23 protein-coding genes and 1 pseudogene are annotated in these 21,308 nt (G+C 43.5%); 14 read left to right on the forward strand and 10 right to left on the reverse strand.

Going from position 1 to position 21,308, the window contains the following annotated elements:
* The first annotated feature begins 259 nt into the window (after positions 1 to 259).
* From AR333_RS23105 to AR333_RS23120, 4 genes are all read left to right on the forward strand, one after another.
* On the forward strand, positions 260 to 460 hold the full coding sequence (locus tag AR333_RS23105) for a cold-shock protein (RefSeq protein ID WP_068669720.1): 201 nt from the start codon (positions 260 to 262) through the stop codon (positions 458 to 460).
* A 260-nt stretch (positions 461 to 720) separates the two neighbouring features.
* Complete coding sequence (locus AR333_RS23110; RefSeq protein WP_068777725.1) at positions 721 to 999, forward strand: HU family DNA-binding protein; 279 nt, start codon at positions 721 to 723, stop codon at positions 997 to 999.
* A gap of 928 nt (positions 1,000 to 1,927) precedes the next feature.
* Positions 1,928 to 2,164 (forward strand): acyl carrier protein, encoded by a 237-nt coding sequence (locus AR333_RS23115; RefSeq protein WP_068777726.1) that lies wholly within the window; start codon positions 1,928 to 1,930, stop codon positions 2,162 to 2,164.
* A 43-nt stretch (positions 2,165 to 2,207) separates the two neighbouring features.
* Positions 2,208 to 3,299: a hypothetical protein gene (locus tag AR333_RS23120; RefSeq protein ID WP_068777727.1), complete on the forward strand. Its 1,092-nt coding sequence runs from the start codon at positions 2,208 to 2,210 to the stop codon at positions 3,297 to 3,299.
* 356 nt (positions 3,300 to 3,655) lie between these two features.
* On the opposite strand, the gene AR333_RS23125 is transcribed toward AR333_RS23120, so the two are convergent.
* Complete coding sequence (locus AR333_RS23125) at positions 3,656 to 4,249, reverse strand: NAD(P)H oxidoreductase (protein ID WP_068777728.1); 594 nt, start codon at positions 4,247 to 4,249, stop codon at positions 3,656 to 3,658.
* A gap of 154 nt (positions 4,250 to 4,403) precedes the next feature.
* Between AR333_RS23125 and AR333_RS23130 the strand changes: the two genes are divergently transcribed.
* A complete protein-coding gene (locus AR333_RS23130; protein WP_068777729.1) occupies positions 4,404 to 4,760 on the forward strand; it encodes a helix-turn-helix domain-containing protein in 357 nt (118 codons plus the stop codon).
* Between the two features lie 87 nt (positions 4,761 to 4,847).
* Positions 4,848 to 5,099: pseudogene (locus AR333_RS24420) on the forward strand (MerR family transcriptional regulator); the annotation flags it as partial.
* 369 nt (positions 5,100 to 5,468) lie between these two features.
* Here AR333_RS24420 and AR333_RS23140 read toward each other — a convergent pair.
* On the reverse strand, positions 5,469 to 5,834 hold the full coding sequence (locus AR333_RS23140; protein WP_068777731.1) for a helix-turn-helix domain-containing protein: 366 nt from the start codon (positions 5,832 to 5,834) through the stop codon (positions 5,469 to 5,471).
* A 249-nt stretch (positions 5,835 to 6,083) separates the two neighbouring features.
* On the opposite strand from AR333_RS23140, the gene AR333_RS23145 reads away from it, so the two are divergent.
* The 3 genes from AR333_RS23145 to AR333_RS25540 all read left to right on the forward strand — a co-directional run bounded on the left by AR333_RS23145 (position 6,084) and on the right by AR333_RS25540 (position 7,073).
* Positions 6,084 to 6,626, forward strand: coding sequence for an NAD(P)H-dependent oxidoreductase (locus AR333_RS23145; protein ID WP_068777732.1), 543 nt, complete (start codon positions 6,084 to 6,086; stop codon positions 6,624 to 6,626).
* The gene (locus AR333_RS25535; RefSeq protein WP_068777733.1) at positions 6,616 to 6,807 is read left to right on the forward strand and encodes a recombinase family protein; all 192 of its coding nucleotides are present in this window, start codon (positions 6,616 to 6,618) and stop codon (positions 6,805 to 6,807) included. Before AR333_RS23145 ends, AR333_RS25535 begins: the two co-directional genes overlap by 11 nt.
* Before the next feature lie 164 nt (positions 6,808 to 6,971).
* Positions 6,972 to 7,073, forward strand: coding sequence for a hypothetical protein (locus AR333_RS25540; protein WP_253735958.1), 102 nt, complete (start codon positions 6,972 to 6,974; stop codon positions 7,071 to 7,073).
* On the opposite strand, the gene AR333_RS23160 is transcribed toward AR333_RS25540, so the two are convergent.
* Positions 7,070 to 7,495, reverse strand: a complete 426-nt coding sequence (locus tag AR333_RS23160) for a hypothetical protein (RefSeq protein WP_216638995.1) — start codon at positions 7,493 to 7,495, stop codon at positions 7,070 to 7,072. The genes AR333_RS25540 and AR333_RS23160 overlap by 4 nt on opposite strands.
* Positions 7,496 to 7,918: 423 nt before the next feature.
* On the opposite strand from AR333_RS23160, the gene AR333_RS23165 reads away from it, so the two are divergent.
* Positions 7,919 to 8,254: a helix-turn-helix domain-containing protein gene (locus AR333_RS23165; protein ID WP_068777736.1), complete on the forward strand. Its 336-nt coding sequence runs from the start codon at positions 7,919 to 7,921 to the stop codon at positions 8,252 to 8,254.
* On the forward strand, positions 8,251 to 9,303 hold the full coding sequence (locus AR333_RS23170) for a DNA cytosine methyltransferase (protein WP_068777737.1): 1,053 nt from the start codon (positions 8,251 to 8,253) through the stop codon (positions 9,301 to 9,303). The genes AR333_RS23165 and AR333_RS23170 overlap by 4 nt, the downstream gene beginning before the upstream one ends.
* Positions 9,304 to 9,347: 44 nt before the next feature.
* Here AR333_RS23170 and AR333_RS23175 read toward each other — a convergent pair whose 3' ends face one another.
* The 3 genes from AR333_RS23175 to AR333_RS23185 are packed head-to-tail and all read right to left on the reverse strand — an operon-like array spanning position 9,348 to position 13,338.
* Positions 9,348 to 10,304 (reverse strand): restriction endonuclease PLD domain-containing protein, encoded by a 957-nt coding sequence (locus AR333_RS23175; RefSeq protein ID WP_068777738.1) that lies wholly within the window; start codon positions 10,302 to 10,304, stop codon positions 9,348 to 9,350.
* A 14-nt stretch (positions 10,305 to 10,318) separates the two neighbouring features.
* Positions 10,319 to 12,175 carry a Z1 domain-containing protein gene (locus AR333_RS23180; protein WP_068777739.1) on the reverse strand — a complete coding sequence of 619 codons (1,857 nt, stop codon included), beginning with the start codon at positions 12,173 to 12,175 and terminating at the stop codon, positions 10,319 to 10,321.
* Between the two features lie 11 nt (positions 12,176 to 12,186).
* Entirely contained in the window at positions 12,187 to 13,338 is a 1,152-nt protein-coding gene (locus AR333_RS23185; RefSeq protein ID WP_068777740.1) for a restriction endonuclease PLD domain-containing protein, read from the reverse strand.
* Positions 13,339 to 13,697: 359 nt separating this feature from the next.
* Between AR333_RS23185 and AR333_RS23190 the strand changes: the two genes are divergently transcribed.
* Complete coding sequence (locus AR333_RS23190) at positions 13,698 to 14,120, forward strand: very short patch repair endonuclease (RefSeq protein WP_068777741.1); 423 nt, start codon at positions 13,698 to 13,700, stop codon at positions 14,118 to 14,120.
* A gap of 360 nt (positions 14,121 to 14,480) precedes the next feature.
* On the opposite strand, the gene rlmD is transcribed toward AR333_RS23190, so the two are convergent.
* The 4 genes from rlmD to AR333_RS23210 form a co-directional block, all read right to left on the reverse strand.
* Positions 14,481 to 16,592, reverse strand: coding sequence for a 23S rRNA (uracil(1939)-C(5))-methyltransferase RlmD (rlmD, locus tag AR333_RS23195; RefSeq protein ID WP_253735956.1), 2,112 nt, complete (start codon positions 16,590 to 16,592; stop codon positions 14,481 to 14,483).
* Positions 16,593 to 16,604: 12 nt separating this feature from the next.
* The gene (locus tag AR333_RS23200) at positions 16,605 to 17,525 is read right to left on the reverse strand and encodes a diacylglycerol kinase (protein WP_068777742.1); all 921 of its coding nucleotides are present in this window, start codon (positions 17,523 to 17,525) and stop codon (positions 16,605 to 16,607) included.
* Positions 17,509 to 18,321, reverse strand: coding sequence for a sirohydrochlorin chelatase (locus AR333_RS23205; protein WP_068777743.1), 813 nt, complete (start codon positions 18,319 to 18,321; stop codon positions 17,509 to 17,511). The genes AR333_RS23200 and AR333_RS23205 overlap by 17 nt, the downstream gene beginning before the upstream one ends.
* 686 nt (positions 18,322 to 19,007) lie before the next feature.
* Positions 19,008 to 19,298: a YerC/YecD family TrpR-related protein gene (locus tag AR333_RS23210; protein ID WP_068777744.1), complete on the reverse strand. Its 291-nt coding sequence runs from the start codon at positions 19,296 to 19,298 to the stop codon at positions 19,008 to 19,010.
* A gap of 244 nt (positions 19,299 to 19,542) precedes the next feature.
* Here AR333_RS23210 and AR333_RS24830 point away from each other — a divergent pair, with 244 nt between their 5' ends.
* Both AR333_RS24830 and AR333_RS24435 read left to right on the forward strand, forming a co-directional pair.
* Positions 19,543 to 20,124 (forward strand): aminotransferase, encoded by a 582-nt coding sequence (locus tag AR333_RS24830; RefSeq protein ID WP_253735957.1) that lies wholly within the window; start codon positions 19,543 to 19,545, stop codon positions 20,122 to 20,124.
* Positions 20,125 to 20,670: 546 nt separating this feature from the next.
* Entirely contained in the window at positions 20,671 to 21,096 is a 426-nt protein-coding gene (locus tag AR333_RS24435) for a thiol-disulfide oxidoreductase DCC family protein (RefSeq protein ID WP_084783995.1), read from the forward strand.
* Positions 21,097 to 21,308 lie beyond the last annotated feature (212 nt).

The raw sequence follows: 21,308 nt of genomic DNA on the forward strand, positions 1-21,308 counted from the left end.
TCGATCCGAACTCCTGACTAAGTTCTCCACCAGAGATGCTTTCACATCATGTAGACGGTATCACATATGGCATATAGGAAAAGGAGAACAACACAAACTTGCTTATCACACTTTTGTGTGCTATTATCAGGTTATAAACGGATTTAACATAAACTCACATATTGAAAAAGTGATCATTTATGTAATGGTACTTTTTTCAATATGTGATTTTTTTGTTTTAAAAAAAGCATGTTAATAACAAATTGGAGGTAATTTTATTATGGAAACAGGAACAGTGAAATGGTTTAATGCAGAGAAAGGTTTTGGATTTATTGAAGTGGAAGGCGGAAATGACGTATTCGTTCATTTCTCTGCGATTCAAGGGGATGGATTTAAATCGTTGGACGAAGGTCAACGCGTTGAATTTAATGTAACTCAAGGCAACCGCGGTCCTCAAGCCGAAAATGTTGTAAAACTGTAATTCACAGTGACTGTCCTTAACAAGTGTTAAGGGCAGTTTTTTTATCTAAAGAGGAGAAAACGAGCAGCCACGTATATAATTCTTGGTTACTCAATGTTCCCCGCATTATGTGTCATGTTACAAATTTTGAGTTTTTTGAAAGTCTAATTCTCCCTTCCTGTTGTTCAATAACCGTTTCTATGTAGATCAATTTTTTCTAATGGACAATCACGAAGGTTGTCATTTTCATAATTTATAATTATAGAAGTGAGGTATCGCAAATGAACAAAGATCAATTAATAGAAGAAGTAGCTAAATCTGGTGGATTTTCAAAAAAGAACGCTGAAAAAGCTGTAACACATGTGCTGGACTCAATTTTTGAAGCTTTAAAGCAAGGCAAAGAAGTTCAACTAGTCGGCTTCGGGAGATTTGATGTCCGTAATCGTGAAGCACGCATGGGAAAAAGCCGCAAAACCGGTGAAGAGGTGCAACTTCCGGCAGGTAAAGTTCCTATATTCACGGCAGGAATTACTCTGAAAAAAGCTTTAAATCAAGCTTAAGTCACCAAATGCTAATATAAAATAAAGATGTTACTACATCAGAAAAGCGGTTTTCTATCAACATAAGTACACATGATTCGAACGTTAGTGTCGTATTTTCCACTATTGATGACATTATTAATTTTTATTCCAAACAGGGTTTGCAAACAAAAGCAGCCAATCTGAGCCATTCAAAGAATGACACAAGTAATGACAGGGATGATATATCATCATTAGAGAAATGATTCTGTACACCCAACCTTTTGTTTGGCTGCCTCCTTTAAAAAGCCTTTTCGAATCGAAAAGGTCAAAAAACCTCTTGGTAAGTTTCGAAAGACTCATCACCCCGTGAACGGTATTTCATTAACATTTTCACTGTAGGACTTCATTGAAAATTTGTCCTTCTCTATCCAATTGTAGAGAAGACCACTTCTCCTGAATTGCACTTTCTTCAGATGGACGCTGAGTTTCTTCGTTGGGCTGGTTGTTTCCTGCGAATCTTCCTGTACGTCTCCTGTTTGCCCGGACTGCTGCCGGTTCCCCTCTGTACTCTCCGCATTTCGAATATCCGTATCATTATTACCACAAGCTGTTAGTAGAAGGGCAGCGTATTGTCATAAACATTTTATACATAAATTATGTCATCTCCTGTTGTGTACTTCCCATCCATTCTAACAACAAATAATCTGGAGGCCAATTCCAGTTACTTTCTGTATGAGTCGACTTGCTTATTCAATTCCCAGGCACCGCTATGTTCAACCATTACACCCTTAGAATTACCTGTGGAACCCGATGTATAATTAGAAGAGCTAATTTCCAGAATTATATATATCTTTTAATATATTGATTTTTTTGGATAGTGTATGATAAAATTTTGTTAACAAATACGTTAATCTACATACTAAATGTCATGTTTATATTAGGCATCAGAATAATAGGAGCGTATACAATGAGCAATATCAGAAATCAAGTTGAACAATTCATTTATGAACTTATGGATCATAAGCCTTCGACTGCACTCAACAACCAGTTGGCGGAAAATGGTTTTGATTCCATTATGTTTATCCGCTTAATGGTTATGATTGAAATGAAATATGGAATTGAAATTCAAGATGAATTTTTAATCATGAAGAATATGTCCACAATTGATGAAGTAGTCGTTTTTATTCAAGGTTACACTCAATAATAAGACACTATGTCTGCGCCGCGACAAGGAGGACAGATCTTAATTGAATATGATTCTTGATCCGAACGATTACCTTCTAATGAATGGAAGACCCGATGAACTATGGAAGTATCTAGATTGTTTTCAGATCCCTCTTTATTTTGCGCTTAAAGAACGAATACAGCTCGAAGCAGAACCTTTCGCTGTTTTCTTACAAAATCCATCTTTCTATGTAGAAATTGATGAGAAGGAAAAGTTACTAAAAGACATCGCAATTCGGTTTCCATGGAACCATACCTCCAATCACATTTTTGACGTTGAAATGCATGCAAGTCTCGGAAATAAACTATTTAATGATTACGCTTTGGAGTTAAGTAAAGGACATTTAGTACCTTTCGGCACATTCCCACCAAGGGTCCCCTTTTATAAAAACTTTGTTTCATTTGAAAGTAAATTTATTTATCCGAAAAACTATGAAGAACTTGATCATATATTTATAGGAATTAAAATTGAAAATAATAAATTAATTTATTTAGAAAACGATCCTCTACTGAATAAAAGTTTTATTCCTTATAACGGTAGTAGAAACGTTGGAATGATTGATCTAGTTGAACTTGAGCCTGCTTTTAGTTGTTATTTTAAATTTTTCAAAATTACGATCGACGTAAATAAAATTAACCCTCACAACGAATCTAATAATTTCCTTAATTTCTGCAGGCAAATACTCGCTTATAGTGATTCTGATCCGCATAGTAACGAAAGTAGTTTATTCCATCCAAATATCAAAGGATTAATAAAACTAAAGGAACTTCTACAAAATGAAATGATCAATTTAGAAAGTAAAGTCTATAGTTATAATTGTAATTATTGTGAATTGTTCGAATGGAAACTGTCTATTATCCAACAAAGTAAACACATATTTCTTCAGTATTTGAAACAAAATCAATTTGAAATACAAGGTATAAACAATTTATTGTCATCGTTGGAACATGCAAATAATTTTTGGATTGCTTTAATAAATAAGTTGCGGTTCATGATAATTAGTAGGAAATACCAAGAAAACATTGTTGTTAACTATTTGAATGATGTGATTAGTGCAGAACTCACTTTATTAGAGGATATAAGAAGATTAGTTAAAAATACAAGTACTATATGAAGTTAGAGGAGTCGCCACAACAATGAACATTTATGGCTACCCTCTGCGGACTGCCGACCAGGCAGCAGCTGATAAATGATAATCTGTTTACTATGGATACTAAGCAAGTAGATAAAAAGACGTTGGGATAATCCACCCAGCGTCTTTTCCTTCATTTTATCCTGTGTTATTTTGCTTTACCATTCAGCCTTACGGCATTCTACGGCAACTCTCAATGATAGATAATAAACAAATACTCATGATACCGCTCACTTACTCGTTGTTTCTTTTCGTTGATATTGCTCATATTTCTTCAAAATCTATTTTAAAATAAGCGAAGCCATTCTCGTGAGGAGAGTGGCTTCACGAAAAATGAGCTATTGAGCAACGGACTTTAAATCATTGTCATAAAATAGTCCGAGATGATACGCTTGCGTCAGGAGTTTGTCGAAAGTTTCCGGTCTTGAGTCCAAAGTGTCATACAATATCTCAACCTTGCTATTAGAGACTCCGCAGAAACCGGCAATTCCGATGTTAAGGTGATGGGTCATCATCTTGTCGTACTCATACTTCTCATAGTGTTCTTTCGGAGCCGATGCCATACCAATCCACAGTACTTTTTTATGATGCAGTTTGTGGGAGCCGTACGCGAAACCATTGTTCCATACACGGTCGATATATCCCTTAAGTATGGCTGGGAAACTATGCCACCATACCGGGAAAATGTACGCGAGAGCATCGTGTTGCTTCATTCGTTCAATTTCTGTTTCAACCTCTGGCGAGTAGATCTTGCGTTCGGATGACGATTCGGGTTCATCTGGCTCCCACAATATAGGATTAAACCCGCTGCGATGCAGATCAAGCACTTCCGTCTCATGTCCCGCATCAGTGAGTCCCTGTGTAAATCTATCTGCAACCGAAAAGGTTAAGGATTGCACCCTAGGGTGCGAAACAACGGTCAAGATTTTCATATTAATCACCTTCCATTTTCTACTAGGTACGATATGATTATCAGATAGGATGCAAAAAAAAGGAAGAACGCACTTTTTTGTACAATAGGAACTAAAAGGTAATATAGGCACCGAAAAGTACCTATTCCAACCAAACATTTAAGGGGGTTATCCCATGAAAATACAGGATATACGAACGTTTAACATCCCTGCCGAAGCGGCATTGGAGGTTATAGGGGGGAAATGGAAATTATTAATTTTATGTCACTTAAACTGTGGATCTGCACGCAAGAGAACGAGTGAATTAAAAAAGAAAATTCCCGATATTACACACAAAATGTTAACTCAGCAACTTCGAGAATTGGAGGAAGCCGGCATCATCATTCGAACGGTTTATAATCAAGTACCGCCAAAAGTTGTCTATGAAATGAGTGAATTTGGAATGACGCTGAAATCAATATTTGACCAATTGGACGAGTGGGGTGAGCAATACATCAATCACCGTAAATGGAAGTCCTCCTGTTCCGAATGAGGAGATGATATTTTTTACTGGATTCAGGATTATGTAGATTCAATTTGCATTTGCCGACTTGAGCATTTATCAAGGAGGTACATAAAAGTGAAAATAGGTGAGTTATCCCGATTGACCAACGTCAGCATTCGTTCCATCCGGCATTACGAAAAAAAGGGCTATTGCAACCAGATAGGCTAGAGAACGATTATCGGAGTTTCGCCGAGTCTGCCGTAGATCGAGTCATGGCCATCCAGTTATATTTAAAGCTCGGGTTGACAGCAGATGAAATTGGTCAGCTGTTCACGGATGAGATCGCAGATCGCAAACCCTGACGATTATGAGTATTGCGAAGCGATGCAGGCCATGGAGCATCGTCATTTGCTCTGTGGTCGTTTTTTTATTCCTGCGACAGCTCTCGACCCTAACACTAGTGTATTACTCTAGAATGAGGTTCGAACACGCAGAGAAGCGTTTTCGGTTCAAATTAACTAAATTATTGGAGAGGTTTTTTAATTGGATAGGAAAGATCATAGTAATTCAGGATAAATTCAGAGGGCTGTATACAAAAACAAAAGCAGCCAACACCGATAACGTGTGGCCACTCCTGGTTGCTGCATACATAAATGTTATTCATATTCCTAGTGTCCAGAGAAAATAAAGTGTTGGACTGAAAAATAAAGGACTAGACTCGGAGAATAAAATGTTAGACTGGCAACGCCGTAAGCGTCAGAGGGAGTTCGTGTCGTTCCCATTCGCATTATTCATAAATTCAATATGCTTAAATCCCCATCCGCACATATCGGTCAAAACCGAACTTAACGTTCTTCCGTGATCAGTCAAAAAATATTCAACTTTTGGGGGAATCTCTTGATACACACGGCGTATGATGAGTCCGTCCCGTTCCATCTCACGAAGCTGATTGGTAAGCATTCCTTGCGTGACATTCGGAAGCAGACGTCTCAATTCCCCGAATCGCTTTGTGCCTTGATGCAATAAAATAAACAAAATGAGTGGCTTCCATTTTCCTCCGATCACCTGCAGAGTGGCAAGTATCCCCTGTGTATTATTAGAATAGTGAATTTCCTCTCGCATCTTACCATCTCCCGGTCACATGATCTTTACCTTGTTAGTAATTTTATCAAAGTATCCAGAATGAAAACAGTACGATGATTAATCATACTTAGTACGGATTATCGTACTACCTGCCGAAATCAGGCTTCGTCTATGGTACGTTTCACAGGACTTAGTCTGAAAAAAAAGCGTACTTTGCAAAAATGAAATTCCGCATAATAATGGGGATGTAGATCGTGATGCTACGAAAAATGAGAAAGGATGATTGTTATGAAAATTATGGTTATTTCTGCGCATCCCAATCTAAATAATTCCCGGGCTAATCAGGCGTTGGCACGAGAGCTGAGAGATCAAACCGACATCTATTTTCACAACCTCTATCAGGAGTACACCAATTGGAATATCGATGTGGAGAGGGAACAACAATTGCTGCTTCAATATGACCGGGTTGTGTTTCGGTTCCCCTTTTATTGGTATAGCTGCCCTCCTCTTTTAAAAAAGTGGTTCGATGATGTATTGACGTTTGGCTGGGCTTTTGGACCCGGAGGGGATAATTTAAAAGGCAAAGAGTTTATGGTCGCAACGACGACAGGCGGTACGGATAGGCAATACCGTTCAGGGGGATACAACTGGTTCACGATCAGCGAATTATTAAGACCCATACAAAGTACCGTCACCAGATGCAATGGCACCTATCTTCCTCCATTCGTCACCTATAATGCAAACGAAGGCACGGATGAATATCTTGAGCAAGAGGCTAAAAAGTATGCGGAACATATCCAAACGTCCTGTTTTGCAACGTATGATCGTTGATGCCAAAGCCAACAAATTCGATGTGATTATGGCGAAGGAATTATCCAGATTAGCGAGGAATGGACGACTATCCTATGAAATCAGAGATATGGCGGAACAGCATAACCTCCATATTAACACTTTTGATAATGCTATCAATACTTTAGAAGGTAACGTCCATATGTTCGGTTTATACGCATGAATGTATGAGCGAGAATCACAGAACATCAGTGATCGTGTAAAGACAACTTTCAAGCTCATAGCTCAACGAGGTGAGTTTAAAGGATCAATTCCACCACTTGGTTATGAAGTGAAAGATGGTAGGTTATTCATCCGAAATGACGCCACTCTGATATTGTCAGAAGGATATTCGAAGGCTTTCTTACAGGGAAAGGACGTGATCGTATTGCAAGAGAGTTACAAGAGAGTAATATGAAGAGGGGATTCCTACACCCGTCTGCAAGCTAGATATGGAATTCATTCGGAGTACAACTATGCTCGATTATCATATCAGTTGGTGAAGTAAATACAACTTTAACATAATCACCAGCTGTAGCACCTACGTAATCATACCAATCGCCAATAGCTTTTAAGTTTTCTTCTTCTGAAAATTGCTTGGCATAATTAGGGTCTCCTCCCTGATTACCTTGAGCAAGTAAGCGTCCGTTATAATATCCATTATATGATGTGCAGTTATACCGAACATTTGCTCCGAAAGGATTATTTCTATTAAAAATACCATAATTATAAGCACTACCAGCTGGAATTTGAATATAGCCTTCTCCATAAACTTCACGTCTTGAATGAGAACGTCTACTTGGATGAAATTCCCACCACATAATATGTGCTTCCTTAATCTCAACTATAAAAGAAACTCCTGCTTGAGGCATTGTACTTCCTCCTATCGTCAGATGTAATTTTATTCTAGCAATTGGGTCTATCAAATTAGCAAGAACTTTTAGTGCGACATTATTGATCATTAGGAAAGCGGAAACAAAATTCTATCAAGGTTGAAAACATACCAGCACCTTTTCAACCTTGATGTACGAACGATTATTTGGTAAGATCTAAGCAAACACATGTTCTTATTTAGGAATTGTGACAAGTACGCCATATGCTTGATTGAAGAATTTAACCGACTACTTAATTCTTGTCTGATCGAAAAGACCATTACCGATTCCAAACTAGTTTGAGAGACATTTCGCAAAAAAAGGGGCCTGTCTTTTTTATTGCGCTGCAAATTTGCAGCGATTTTAATGAAATATCTTTCAAATTCGCAGCGAATATGTTATTCTAACACTAGAGGTGGTAGTATGACCGCGTTAGGCGATCGATTGAAAGAGAGTCGCGAAAAATGTGATTTGAGCCTAAAAAAGGTGTATGAATTAACCAACTTAACAGATTCAAGACTTAGCAAGATAGAGAGAGGACAGATTAATTGTACTCCTGATGATTTAAAAAAACTTGCACGTTTATATAACATTCAATTGTTACCACTTTATGTGTTAGCAGGTTATCTGAATGAGGAAGATATTAAAGAATATCGGTTTGTGTTTCAAGGTGCTTCATCTCTGGATGACGAGGAAAAGCAACACATTCAAGCTCAGATCGATTTTCTCAACAAAAAAAGGAAGGTTGATCAGTTATGATTTTTAGGCTTGGAGAATTATTTTGCGGCCCGGGCGGTATTGCTTGGGGAGCCATAAATGCAAATATAGATAATGACAATTTTAGAATTGTACATCAGTGGGCGAATGATTATGACGCGGATACCTGTGAAACTTATAGATTTAATATTTGTCCCGATGCACCTAATTCTGTATACCATGAGGATATTCGAAAGCTAGATATGTCTAAGCTAGCTCCAATTGATGCATTTGCTTTTGGTTTCCCTTGTAATGATTATAGCGTTGTTGGTGAACAAAAAGGTATGGACGGAGTTTACGGTCCCTTGTACTCATATGGGGTCAAAGCATTAAAAATCTTTAAACCGCAGTGGTTTGTAGCAGAGAATGTAGGTGGACTTAGAAATGCAAATGATGGCAAGGCCTTCACTATGATTCTCAAAGAATTGAGAGAGGCCGGTTATACGATTACACCTCATCTGTATAAGTTTGAGGAATACGGGATACCACAAGCAAGACATCGTTTGATAATTGTTGGCATACGAAATGATATCGGCATTGAATTTAAAGTTCCATCAACAGCGCCTTATACCTTAATTGATAATACATGTAGAAATGCAATAGAAAACCCTCCTATTCCAACAGACGCTTTTAATAACGAATTGACGAATCAATCAGCGAACGTTGTTAGAAGATTGCAACATATTCTTCCTGGACAGAACGCATTCACAGCAGACCTCCCAGAAGAGCTGAGGCTTAACGTTACAGGTGCAAAAATAAGTCAAATCTATAAAAGACTCGATCCAACAAAGCCCTCCTATACAGTTACAGGAAGCGGCGGCGGTGGAACACACATTTATCATTGGGAAGAGCCACGAGCGTTGACTAGTAGAGAGCGGGCAAGATTACAGACTTTCCCTGATAACTATAGATTCATAGGAAGTAAAGAGAGTGTACGAAAACAAATTGGTATGGCTGTACCTTGCCAAGGTGCAAAAATTATATTCGAGGCTATTTTAAAGTGTTTTGCTGGAATTGAATACGAGAGCGTTGCCCCAAGTATTAAAGTATAAAAAAGCAGTTACTTTGTTGACTTTCTAACAAAGTAACTGCTTTTTTATACGTGGAAATCCATAAAGTATTGCTCATCATCAATTTTGTAAAAGGTAACATCCGTTCTTCCATAATTCAACAGGTCTTGCTTCGTTACAAACGAACCATTTCCAAGACCTAAACGGTTTCGAAAGTATTCTCCAAGTTGAGCATTACTAAGAGGTGTTGTAATCGCCTTATTGTTTTGTTGCTCTACCCTTAATAGGAGCGTATGACCGTCATCAGTGACTACAGTAAAATGCTGTTTATTTAATGGGAAGAAACCTGTTCTTGCGATTTGTGAAGGAAGATGGATATATGATTGATTTCTATTTCGCCCCTTACGCTGGCCCCAATTTAGACCGGACTTTTCTCCAATGTCACCTTTATTCGTAAGAAGAGATAATTTTATGGAACCAATACCCTCCCCAGCCAAGGTAGTTATGGGATTGTTTTCAGCATCTAAAATTTGATGTGTGGGACGGAGAACGATATGGTCCTCAACCTCTGAATGGTTACAGTATATAGAGCTTGCTTCGACTTTCTCAAAAAAATCATATGCTTCTTCTGGGTCACAATATTCCATGACTTCTTTTCGCGATGAAATAAATGCGTTTTGTACAAATTCAGCAGAACCCGTATAAGCCAGCATTGGTGTTCCATCCTGCAACCAAATGTATAAGTTCGCATGGACTGGAGGGTTTTCGCAGACATAACTACAAGTAAAATTCTCCACGGCATTTGGATATGCCTTGCCATGGAGTTCTTTAAATCCTTCATGTATAGGAACACTCAGCCCGTTGTAAGGAACCATGCCTATCAGTAACGAAATATTTATAGGAGATACATCCTGTTCCTGAAAACTCTTTATTAACCACGAAGCCATATTAGGGGTGGCATATCCACTTAATATCAGTAAAGTATTTCCCCCTTGAAGTGAAGGGGCAAATAGAATTCTTTGTGGTATATTATTAGTGAACATACTCGGTTCCCCCCTTAAGCTTCTGTAGTATCCTCAATCACATCATAATACATGGTGTCGTGAGGAAGTTTAATATTGGGCACCCAAAGAGCTTTACCGCCCCAACCCTTAGTTCCTGTGACTTGGTACATGGTAAGGACTATTTTGTCGAGGAATGTGCCACCAAGTTTCCAGTCATTTGGGGACAATAAAGCACCTGTTCCCTGTGCTACATTTCTTTCTCTGCGAACTATTAAAATCCCCTGTCCTGCTGGTTGTTCCGATAGAATAGTGTCAATGACAGAAAGGAAAGCATCCAGCTTAAAATCAACACTAGGAATAATATGTGACAATATCTCCTTAATAAATCTCAAATTCACCTGATAGTGAGGCTCATCATCAGAAAAAGGCTCTAATAGCTTTGTAATGCCCTCAATGGAATCATTATCTGGATCAAACGGATAATAGTTTGTCCCTCCAGAGATAACCTCTACATGTTTATTATCAAGCACATTTTTTCTTGTTGGATTAATTCCGATTGGATAATAGATTTTTATATCATTAATACCTCGCTCTATCTGAGCGATGATAGAATTATTAGTGGCGTTGATATCAGAAAACAATTTATAAAGTTGTTCTTCTATAAATATCTTCATCATGCCGGGATCTCTGTCATAACCGAACATTCGACTATGTTGCCACATAGTGTCAGCTTGCGGTTTTTTACTTGTTCTTGTATAGTAAATAGTCTGCAATCCAGGGAAGGTGACACCCCGGCCAAGGGTATTTCCTCCTATAACAATATTACAGCCTCGTTCATACTCTGATCTTTCAACGTCTGTTTTTCCGTTCATCACGAGGATTTTTATATCCTTATTCACCAACAATTCCTTGGTAATCTTGTAGATATCGTCAAACGGAAGTTTTCCGCTTTTCTCGGGTGCTAAAGAAGCATACTGAACTTGCAATTCAGATATAAAATCATCATTAATGTGTTCAACACACCAACCAAGTTCTTTTATTACATCGTTTGCAAAACGTTGGTGGACAGCTTGACGAACACTCGGATGTACAAGGCAATTTGATACTTTGCCGCCGGTCGCCATTATCTGCGCTGAGACAGCAAGGTGGCGTATAACAACGTTTCGCGTTGGTCGATTAATTGTCTCAAGATAATTAATGCATTCAGGCTTTCCAGTATTCGGGAAGAAAAAATTTCCGCCTAAATAGCCATCGCCTGGACGGAAGTAGTATGAAAAATATGGATGCCATTCGGAAACTCTTGTCTGTAATAAGATCGCTTGAGGGGTAGCAGTAACTTGTAGATACAAACTGCTTGATGCCCCATTCTTTATAGAATCCAAATATTTATTAATCGATGACTGACCGTTGCGGTTTACAAGTGTATTCAATGAAGCCGCATCCGCCTCATCGTCAACGATGAATAAAGGGTTGCCCTTCATAAAGCCAGTTGAATTAAATACATTCGCCCACAATCTTAGTACTCTTGCATTTTTCTTTAGAACAACAATTGCTGGCTTAACAAGGCTATTTTCAATAAATAAACCAGAATCGTTTTCACCGCAGATACAGAAACCATCCAAGTCGTCTCTGAGGCGATCCAATGTTTGTTGCTGTAAAACAACATTGTCCGTTGTGAGCAAGATAAATGCTGGAAAACCGAAGTCAGTAGCTTTACACATGATACCAAACATTTGACCGGTTTTTCCAGACTGTACATTGCCAAACAACAGACCAATTTCATGACTTATAAATGAGAAATTGCGAATATGTTGATTGCCAATATCTTCAGCAGTTTTAGCAATGGACTCTGCCAATTTTACATTGCCTCGATCTGTAATCTTTTGAAGGTATGTTTTTAAGTATTGCATAGCCGCCCCTCTCATTCAATCAAAGTTGTGGTTTCGAACGATAAAACCCACACATCAAGCTCAGCTCCCTCTTCGTCCAAAGCTTTTTGGTCAGTTTTGGAAAGGACAAGGCTATCGCAACCATATGCTTGCAACATTTCTTTAGTAATCATTCCTTTTCGATCTATATCAGCTTGGGTATCGTTAACAGGTGTTACAAGTCCTGCAGCCGCAAGTCTGCCTTTAATCCAACGACCAAGAATAAGCTCATCACCAACGGCACTGAACTGTTTATTGCCATCACTTGTGGTATGAGCCTTAAACCAATAACCGTCATCGGTAACAACAAAAAAGGCTTTGTTCTTTTCAGGGTATCCTACAGAGCGGGTAATCTCTTTACTGACAGTCAGTTGGATTTCATACCAATCACGGGATTTTCTCCTACTACGTGGTGCTGCATAGCAAACGTTAATATTTGATTTCGTAAAATGCTTGCCATCATCCATTTGCCGCTCATCGTAAGCCGGGACTTTTAACGGCAACACAAATGAAACTTCTGTTTTATGTTTTTCATAAAGCTGTACACCCGTTTGAGGAATTTGCGTTACTTTGTCGATGCCGCTAAGCGATGTATTAACTTCTCTAATTAGCGGCATTCCTACTATGGAGGCAATATTAGAAGAACAATTCTGTTCTTTAAGCTTATCTATAAACTCTGCGATTTCTCTGCATTCAGTAGAATCGTCAGTAATCGATGAAATTTCATACTGTCGGCGATTACTGGCCTCCATTTTGATTGCTCCTAAGTTTGCAGAACCAATGATAGCGGAAAAAGCGGTTCCTTCTTGATAAAAGCAGTATAATTTACCATGGTACTTAAGTACTTTTACAATCCTAATTTCGCCAATACCAGCCTCTTTCCATTTCTTATCCAGCTCAAGCGCAATATTATAAGTTCCTTCAGGCATTCCTTCGGTGAAGTACATACCAATATTAAGACATATGTTAGTTAAATTATGTTCTTCAACCAGATTGTCTAGTTCTTCTAATGCAGCACGCGATACGTACCCAACCGCAATCTCAATACGATCTGATTTTGCAATTTGCTCATTAAAACAGTCAATAAATGTTTCTTGACCTTCGGGTACACTAAGGGGCAATATATTAGAATATAACAATTTCATTTAAATACTCCTTTGCGTTTACTCTGATTTTCGACATTGATTGTAATATTTGGACCTTCCCGAATAGGTGCCGTCAAAACAGTACAGTATCCACTCCGGACTATCTTCCTGTAATAATAAAAAAGTTAACAACTTCACTTTCATACCGCCGAGGCAATTACAATCAATGTCCCAAAACACTCATGAGTGTTGCTAATGTACGTTTTTATACCTTGTATTTTATTCTGGTCCTAATTATTCCAATTCGACAATAGGGTCGAAAGTCCTTGTAGTCAACGGGAAATTATCGACCCTAGATTCTCATTCTAATGTAATAGGACTATACATTAAGACAAAAACGATTTATCTTGGAGGATTTTATGGCGGATATGTTTACACAAGAACAACGTTCGAAGAATATGAAGGCAATACGTTCTTCGGGCTCTACATTGGAAAGCAAGGTTACAAAGGAATTATGGAATAAAGGGTTCAGATTCAGAAGAAACGTTAGAAAGCTCATGGGCAATCCTGACATCGCCATCCAAAAGTATAAATTAGTCATTTTCATTGATTCTTGCTTTTGGCATTCCTGTCCAATACACGGAAAAAAGCCGAGTTCAAATGTAGAATACTGGGAGAAAAAACTCCAGAGGAATGTTGGCAGAGATAATGATGTTAATAATTACTATTCAAAATCAGGATGGCTTGTTTTACGAGTATGGGAACACGAGGTTATGAATGACTTTGAGAGTACAATGGAGAAAATAACAAATTTCATTAAGCAGGCAAAAAGAAATCAATAAAAGCCGCCGCCAACAACAACTTGGAGGTTTATATGGCTCATCACTGCAGACAAGTTTGCTTCACAAACAGGCAATAATCGTCTATAACTGACACACGAGGGATAATGCCTATGCCTTTTCTTCCGTTCCATAGACCAAAACCACTGCCGTTAAGTTTGAAAACCTATTCGTAATATAACCACGCAATCAATCAAAGGACGTTGGGATAGTGTTCATCCCAGCGTCTTTTCTTTTCCTTCTTGTATTCAATCCTTCTTCGGGAGCGTAAAACACAGCTGACAAATTCGAAACAATTTTATTACGAAAACAGGGACGGAAATAAGCTTTCCGTCCCATTTCGTCCCCAACAACCTTCTCCACTCACTCAAAACCCTTATAAATCAAGGAACAAACGCTCTCTATATGTGTCGTATGCGGGAACATATCCACCGGCTGCACGCAGACGGTGCGGTACCCCCCATCCTCCAGCACGCGCAAATCGCGCGCGAGGGTGGAGGCGTTGCAGGACACGTACACGACCCGCTCCGGACGGAGCTGGAGGATCGTGTCCAGCAGCCGCTCGTCGCAGCCCTTGCGGGGCGGATCGACGACGATCACGTCGGGGCGGACGCCCGCGCGCTGCCACTCGGGGAGGACGTCTTCCGCTCCTCCCACGGCGAACTCCGCGTTGCTGATGCCGTTCAGCAGCGCGTTGCGCTTCGCGTCTTCGATCGCCTCCGGCACGATCTCGACGCCGTACACCTTCTTGGCATGCTTCGCCAAGAAGAGCGAAATGGTGCCGATGCCGCAGTACGCATCGACCACGGTTTCTCCGCCGGTCAGCCCGGCATATTCGAGCGCTTTGCCATACAGCGCCTCGGTTTGAACCGGGTTGACCTGGAAGAACGAGCGGGCCGAGATGGCGAATTTCACATCCCCGATGTAATCGTAGATGACCTCTTGGCCCCAGAGCACACGCGTCGTCCGTCCGAAGATGACGTTGGTTCTTCCGGTGTTCACGTTCTGGCAGATGCTTGCTACGCCTGGTATCGCGGCGCGAATCTCCCTGATCCACTCCGCAGCGCGCGGAATTTCTTCGCCGTTGGTGATCAGCACGACCATAATTTCGCCTGTGCGGAAGCCTACCTTAACGACAACATGGCGAAGCAGTCCTTCATGTGTCTCCTCACGGTAGGCGCGAATTCCCAGCCTGCGGCCGATTTCTTTCACCTTCGCAATGACTTCATCGTTATTGGAATGCTGGATCAGACAAGCTTCCATATCAATGATGCGGTGGCTGCCTTGTGCATAGAAGCCTCCGACAAGACCGCCCTGCTCTTCTCCGAACGGCACCTGAGCTTTGTTACGGTAACGCCATGGGTCGTCCATTCCAATAGTCGGATACACCACAATGCCTTCTGTCCCGGCAAAAACAGCCTCATGTCCAGCCCCATCTTGCGTCAAAATCTCGGTATCCCCGTCACCTGCACTATCCAGCAGAGATGCTGCATCCACAAACTCCGTATCCTGCAATGGCTGCAGTTCTCTGCTTCTTAGCGAACCCTGTGAACCAGCCATACCTGTGTATAGGTCAGCATCGCCGGTATTATTAGCATAGGCACCCTCACCCACACTGTCATCAGCCTCGTTGATAGCACTGACAGCACTTCCGGCAGTATCCATACCTTTGCCAACCTCCGCAGATTCCAGCACATCTTCGTTTAGAATCTGGCTCTCCGGTATCCCTAACCCAGCGTCCGCTGGCTGCCCGGCATCTTTAACCATCCGGTAATCTCCCGAATAACGATCTGCAGCACCAACCACGCCGCCCGTGCGATCCGCTACCTTAAGCTTTCCGATCCGCTCCAGGTTATCTACAACCAGCTGACGCTTCACTTCCAGCTGCGCCGCATAGTCCAGATGCTGGAGCTGACAGCCTCCGCATTGGTCATAGATCGGGCAAGGAGGCCCGACACGGTCCGGGCTCGCTTTCTGCACTTCGAGCAGCTTGGCGTAGCCAAACTGCTTTTTCAGCTTAAGAACTTTAACTCTTACCCGCTCGCCCGGCAGGGCACCAGGGATAAAAAGGGTAAAGCCGTCAACGCGGCCCACCCCTTCTCCGTCATGTCCAATACCGATAATCTCAGCGGTATACTCGCCATTCTTCTCCACGGGCAGACCAGCCAGTGCTGTATGGGCCGGACGTTTGCCGCTGCCACCCGTTGCCTGCTGTTCCCGCCCGGCACGCTTACTGCCGCCAGAAGCATGCCGGGCAGCGCCTTTACGGCCCTGCCCTGTCTGCGCGCTGTTCACTTCACTCTGCCCGCCGCCAAACGCAGCCCTTTCTCCGCTCAAGCCGGACCGCTGCTCTCGTTCAACACGAGCCGCACTGCGCTTACTGCCCTGCTCAACCGACCCGCCGCGGGGCTTGCCTGCCCCGCCGGCGCGCTTGTGACCCGACGTCGAACTGCTCCGCCGATTATTTTTGTTCATTATACTAACTCCCTATTTGCGTTGATGTTTATATGTCGATAGTCCGGATTCGTCTACAATGATGTTGATATGCGATTGAAGGTTCGTAAACACCGCCGGCAGAGTGCCGCCGAGTTCGCCGTCCAGATTGAGCTGGACATAGTCGTGCGAAGTAATTTCAAGCTTCTTCGTCTGGAAGTAAAGCACGTTCGGATCGTTCGTGTGCTCGCCTCTTAGCGCCATAGATGCGACTTTGATAAACTCTGCCAAGTTGCACTTTTTGAGTACAATCACATCAAAAAGCCCGTCGTTCAGGCTCGCATCCATCGCAAGCTTCTCAAAACCGCCGACAGAGTTGCTGTTCGCCACGAGAAAAAGCATTACTTCCTCATGAATCTCCATTTCATCGCACTTTAAAGACATCTCGATCGGACGCAGGCGCGGCAGCATTTCGAGTCCTTTTACATAATAAGCAAGGTGGCCGATCATCGTCTTAAGTTTGCTCGGAACCTCGTAGGTCAGCTCCGTCATGGAGCCGCCGCCCGCAATATTAATGAAGTACTTCTGATTCACTTTGCCGACATCAATCGGCCTTGTATAGTTACGGACAATGAGATTGCACGCATCTTCCCAGTCACGCGGAATGTTCAGAGCCCGGGCAAAGTCATTCGTCGTCCCGAGCGGCAAAATACCGATAGGCGGCCTGTTCGGTTTCTCGGCAATTCCGTTCACCACTTCATACAGCGTACCGTCTCCGCCTGCAGCAATAATAAGATCGAATTCCCGTTCCGCGGCCTGGGAAGCAGCCATCAGCGCATCTCCCTCGCCAATCGTTGCATGGGTAGACGTTTCGAAGCCGCCTTTTTCAAGACGCTGCAGAATTTCCGGCAGGCGCTTGCGCATTTCTTCCCGACCCGAAGTAGGATTATAGATCAATCTAGCACGTTTGGCCATTCTCTTTATCACCTTTTTGCTCATAATGTACCTGTTTATAGAATAGAGCAACCTGCCGCTCCAGCCACTGGCTGACCTTCGGACTCGGCAATATAGATTGCCCGTTATATCGGTAGTCGTACCCCTGCAGCCTTGCAGGAATAACCTGTTTGGTAAAATAGCCCTCACTCAAAAAAAGCGGCGCAATAATCACCGCATGCTGCGGTTTATGCTTGTGCCACCAGGTCATCTTCCGCTTCGTCTGGTCCGGCAGCAGCATCGCAATATCGGCTTCGCCGAAGCCGCCAATCTTCTTCAGCTGTTCTGCGATCCGCTCCAGACTTCTCCGCCAGGCCAGATGAAAATGCTTCTCCACGCTGCCATGCCCGATCAGCAGGACAATTTCCCGCTCCGGGTTGTCCGATAAGCCGCTTATTTTCTCATACACCATCTCTGCCAGCAGATCTGCGTCCTCATCCATCGGAGACAACATATGCATCTGTGCCCGAATAGCAAAAGGCTCCAGATCCGTCGGCAGCTGCGGCTCCGGCTTGACCCCGAGCGCATACGCGATTTCATCGAGATGCGTACTCCCTGCCGATACGAATAACGGAACCACGATCAGATCGGTAACATTCTGATTCTCCAGCCATGTAATGCCGTCCCCGATCAATCTTCCGTCCACAAGCTCCAGATAAGAACCGAACACCGGTATGCCGTCCGGCACATGCATGCCAGCCACGGCTTCATCCACGAGCTGAACCCATTCGGGACTCCGGGAGCCATGACTGATAACAAGTACTCCATACTTCCGCATGGTCTTCACTCCGCTCCGGTTTGAATCCTGATTTCATGCTACCCAAACTGAACCCGTCTGTCAATAAACAGGAAAAATCCCCCTTTACGGGTGTAAAGAAGGGATTCGTCTATGTGTGGCATCGCTCTCGCGAAAAGAAGGTCCGTGTTGCATCATCCATCTCCAGAAGCCCATACAAAATATCGGCTCTCTGTCCTTCAGGCTGTAAGACTTACAAACCATCCGGAGCTTATTAGATTGTATAAAAAGTCTTCAGCGCACGCTGATCTCCATCCTTAAAAAGATTGGATCATCCATGCAGCAAGTCAAGTAAGTGCGCTGTCCCGTCCTATACGAAAGGCCGCTTCTTCATAACCTAAACCAATAAGCAGTTAGGCAAAAACTATAGATGGCAGCTTATAAATAAAAGCAAACCCGGTCTTAAAGGTTTCCGGCTACATTCTACAAGAACGCTATGCTGTACAAAGTAGTTCTCTGCGTAGAATAACCGCGTCTTTGGAAAGTACGGCCGCATGCACTATCTGCCGCTTATCGTTCCTCTATGCAGTCCCGCAGCTTCTTGAGGAGCTCCGGCTACCTGGTAATAGTCCGCGAAGTCTAGAGTCGCGAGCCTCACTCACATATGGCCATTCCTTTGAATAGAAAAGGTAGAGGCCGGTATGCCCTGCCGGTTAATTGCTCCGGTATTAGCGGTTCAATCTGTCCAGCGTCAGCACATAACCGTCATTGCCGTAGTTCAGGCAGCGTTTTACGCGTGAAATGGTTGCCGTACTTGCACCAGTCTCTGCTTCGATCTGATTATACGTGCATCCCTTGCGAAGCATACGGGCTACTTCAAGACGCTGGGACAGCGATTGAATCTCGTTGACCGTACACAGATCATCAAAAAATGTATAGCATTCTTCTAAATCTTTCAAAGTAAGGATCGCCTCGAAAAGCTGGTCGATCGCTTTATCGTTAAGTTTTTTCAGCTGCATCATTTCAACCCCTAGAATTACATTCTCTATCCAACTAATTAGAACTGTGTTTACTTCTTCGACAGATTCATTATAATATCCTTCCTTTAGAAATGCAAAACTGTAAAATTTTTATGCGTCACCGCCTTAAACCGTGACTGTGTTTTTGACCGTGGCATTTTCCCCGACCCGTGACATCCGTCCAAACCAAACGTTTGCCTATCACATACGCTGTACTAGTAAATCCTGATGCAAAGGATCGTGAATGAAAGTGAACTCCCAATATCCGATATACGGCCAACAGCCGGAGGTGCATACAAGAAGTCTGTTTTCACCGGGACCTGGCGGAGGTCAGGGAGCTCCGTTTCAAGGCGGGGGCTTCCCCGGAGGAGGCTTTGGAGGCGGTGAAGGGGGCTTCCCTGGCGGTGGCGGATTTCAGCCGGGGGGGCCGACCTACTCCGACTTCTTCCCTGGCGGCAGTAACCTCCCGGCTGTTCAGCAGACCACGCAGGCAGCAGCGAGTACCGGCGGCGGTGCCGCCGGCCTTCTAGGCAACATGAATTTCAACCAGATCAAAGGCATTGTTGACCGCATGGGCGGAATCGAGGGTGTCATCGGCACCATGGGTAAGGTACAGAAATTCGTAGGCTCGGTCCAGCAATTCGCTCCGATGCTCAAGCTGATGTTCAGCGGCTTCGGTGCCAAAGCGGCAACCAAAGAAACGGCTTCCGCCACGAAACGCAGAAGGAAGAAGAAAAAGAGCCGCCGCACTAATCGTAAAAGCACTTCGACTGTTTACCGGAGTAAACGCACGTCCCGCCGGCGTTCCCGCAGGTCCCGGCGGTAGGGGATGAAGCAGGCTTGAGAAGGCTTTGCCGGGGAAGAAATTTTAGAAGAGGCCGCAGCTGCGGCCTTTTCGTCAGGCATTAAAGGCCTTTGGCGTCAGCGCCGTCATGCAGAGCCATATCTTAGTCGTAACAAGGTATCCGTATCGGAAGGTGTGGCCGGATCACTTCCTTTCTGTGGAGATTCGGGTGCCGAAGCGCATCCAGCCAAGAAGGCCTCGGCCTTCAGAACTTCAATCACTCGTTGTCAGTTTTGAATGGAGAACGGGTTCGCTGATCCTTTTATCCTGTTCGTGCAGAGCTGCTCTGTTCACACTTGCCTGCCCGTAGTGTCAATCAGCCAGCATACCTGCATATGCAGCAGCCCCGGAGGCGGCTGTGCTGCGCCCGCTCCCTCCTCGCTGTATCTGCGGCATCACTGTTCCCGGACTTTAGCCGCAGCTGTGCTGGCTCCTGCGCAAAGCCCTCTGCGCTCCCTGCCATGCCGCTGTGGTATACTAGAGGAATAGATACGTATTCCACAGGAACAAGAATGGCAGGTGATCGGGATGCGCAGCCATACCGCGGGCCCGGATATGGACGGGCCCGTTGTTTTGTTCGACGGCGTCTGCAACTTGTGCAATTCCGCCGTCATGTTTACCATCCGCCGCGACCCGCATGGGCGGGTCCGCTTCGCGGCGCTGCAGTCGGACGCCGGGCAGAGGCTGCTTGCCCGGCACGACCTCCCCGCGGTTTCCTTCGACACGTTCGTACTTGTCGAAGGAAACCGCGCTTACATGCAGTCCACCGCCGGACTGCGTGTGCTGCGCCGCCTGCGGTACCCGTGGCCGCTGCTGTACGGCTTCATCGCCGTACCGAAGCCGCTCCGTGACGCGGTATACCGCTGGGTTGCACGCAACCGCTACCGCTGGTTCGGGCAGCGGGAGCAGTGCATGATGCCGACGCCAGAACTTCGCCGGCGGTTTTTGGAGTAGCAGAGCGAGCAACCTGCTTGGGCACATCGGCAGATCAGAATCATTTTCGCAGGAAAGCAGCGACACCATTCTCCCATATGCATAGGCCTGTAATTTTCTTTTCACTGCCTATCATTACTTGTCCTTCATTCCCGCAACTGTGCTATACAATTCCTCCCCTTACTTCCCGCATCAAAAAAACCGGCGCTCCAAAAGGAGCTGCCGGTTACTGA

It is taken from the genome of Paenibacillus sp. FJAT-26967 (assembly GCF_001541095.1).
Taxonomy (GTDB): domain Bacteria; phylum Bacillota; class Bacilli; order Paenibacillales; family NBRC-103111; genus Paenibacillus_F.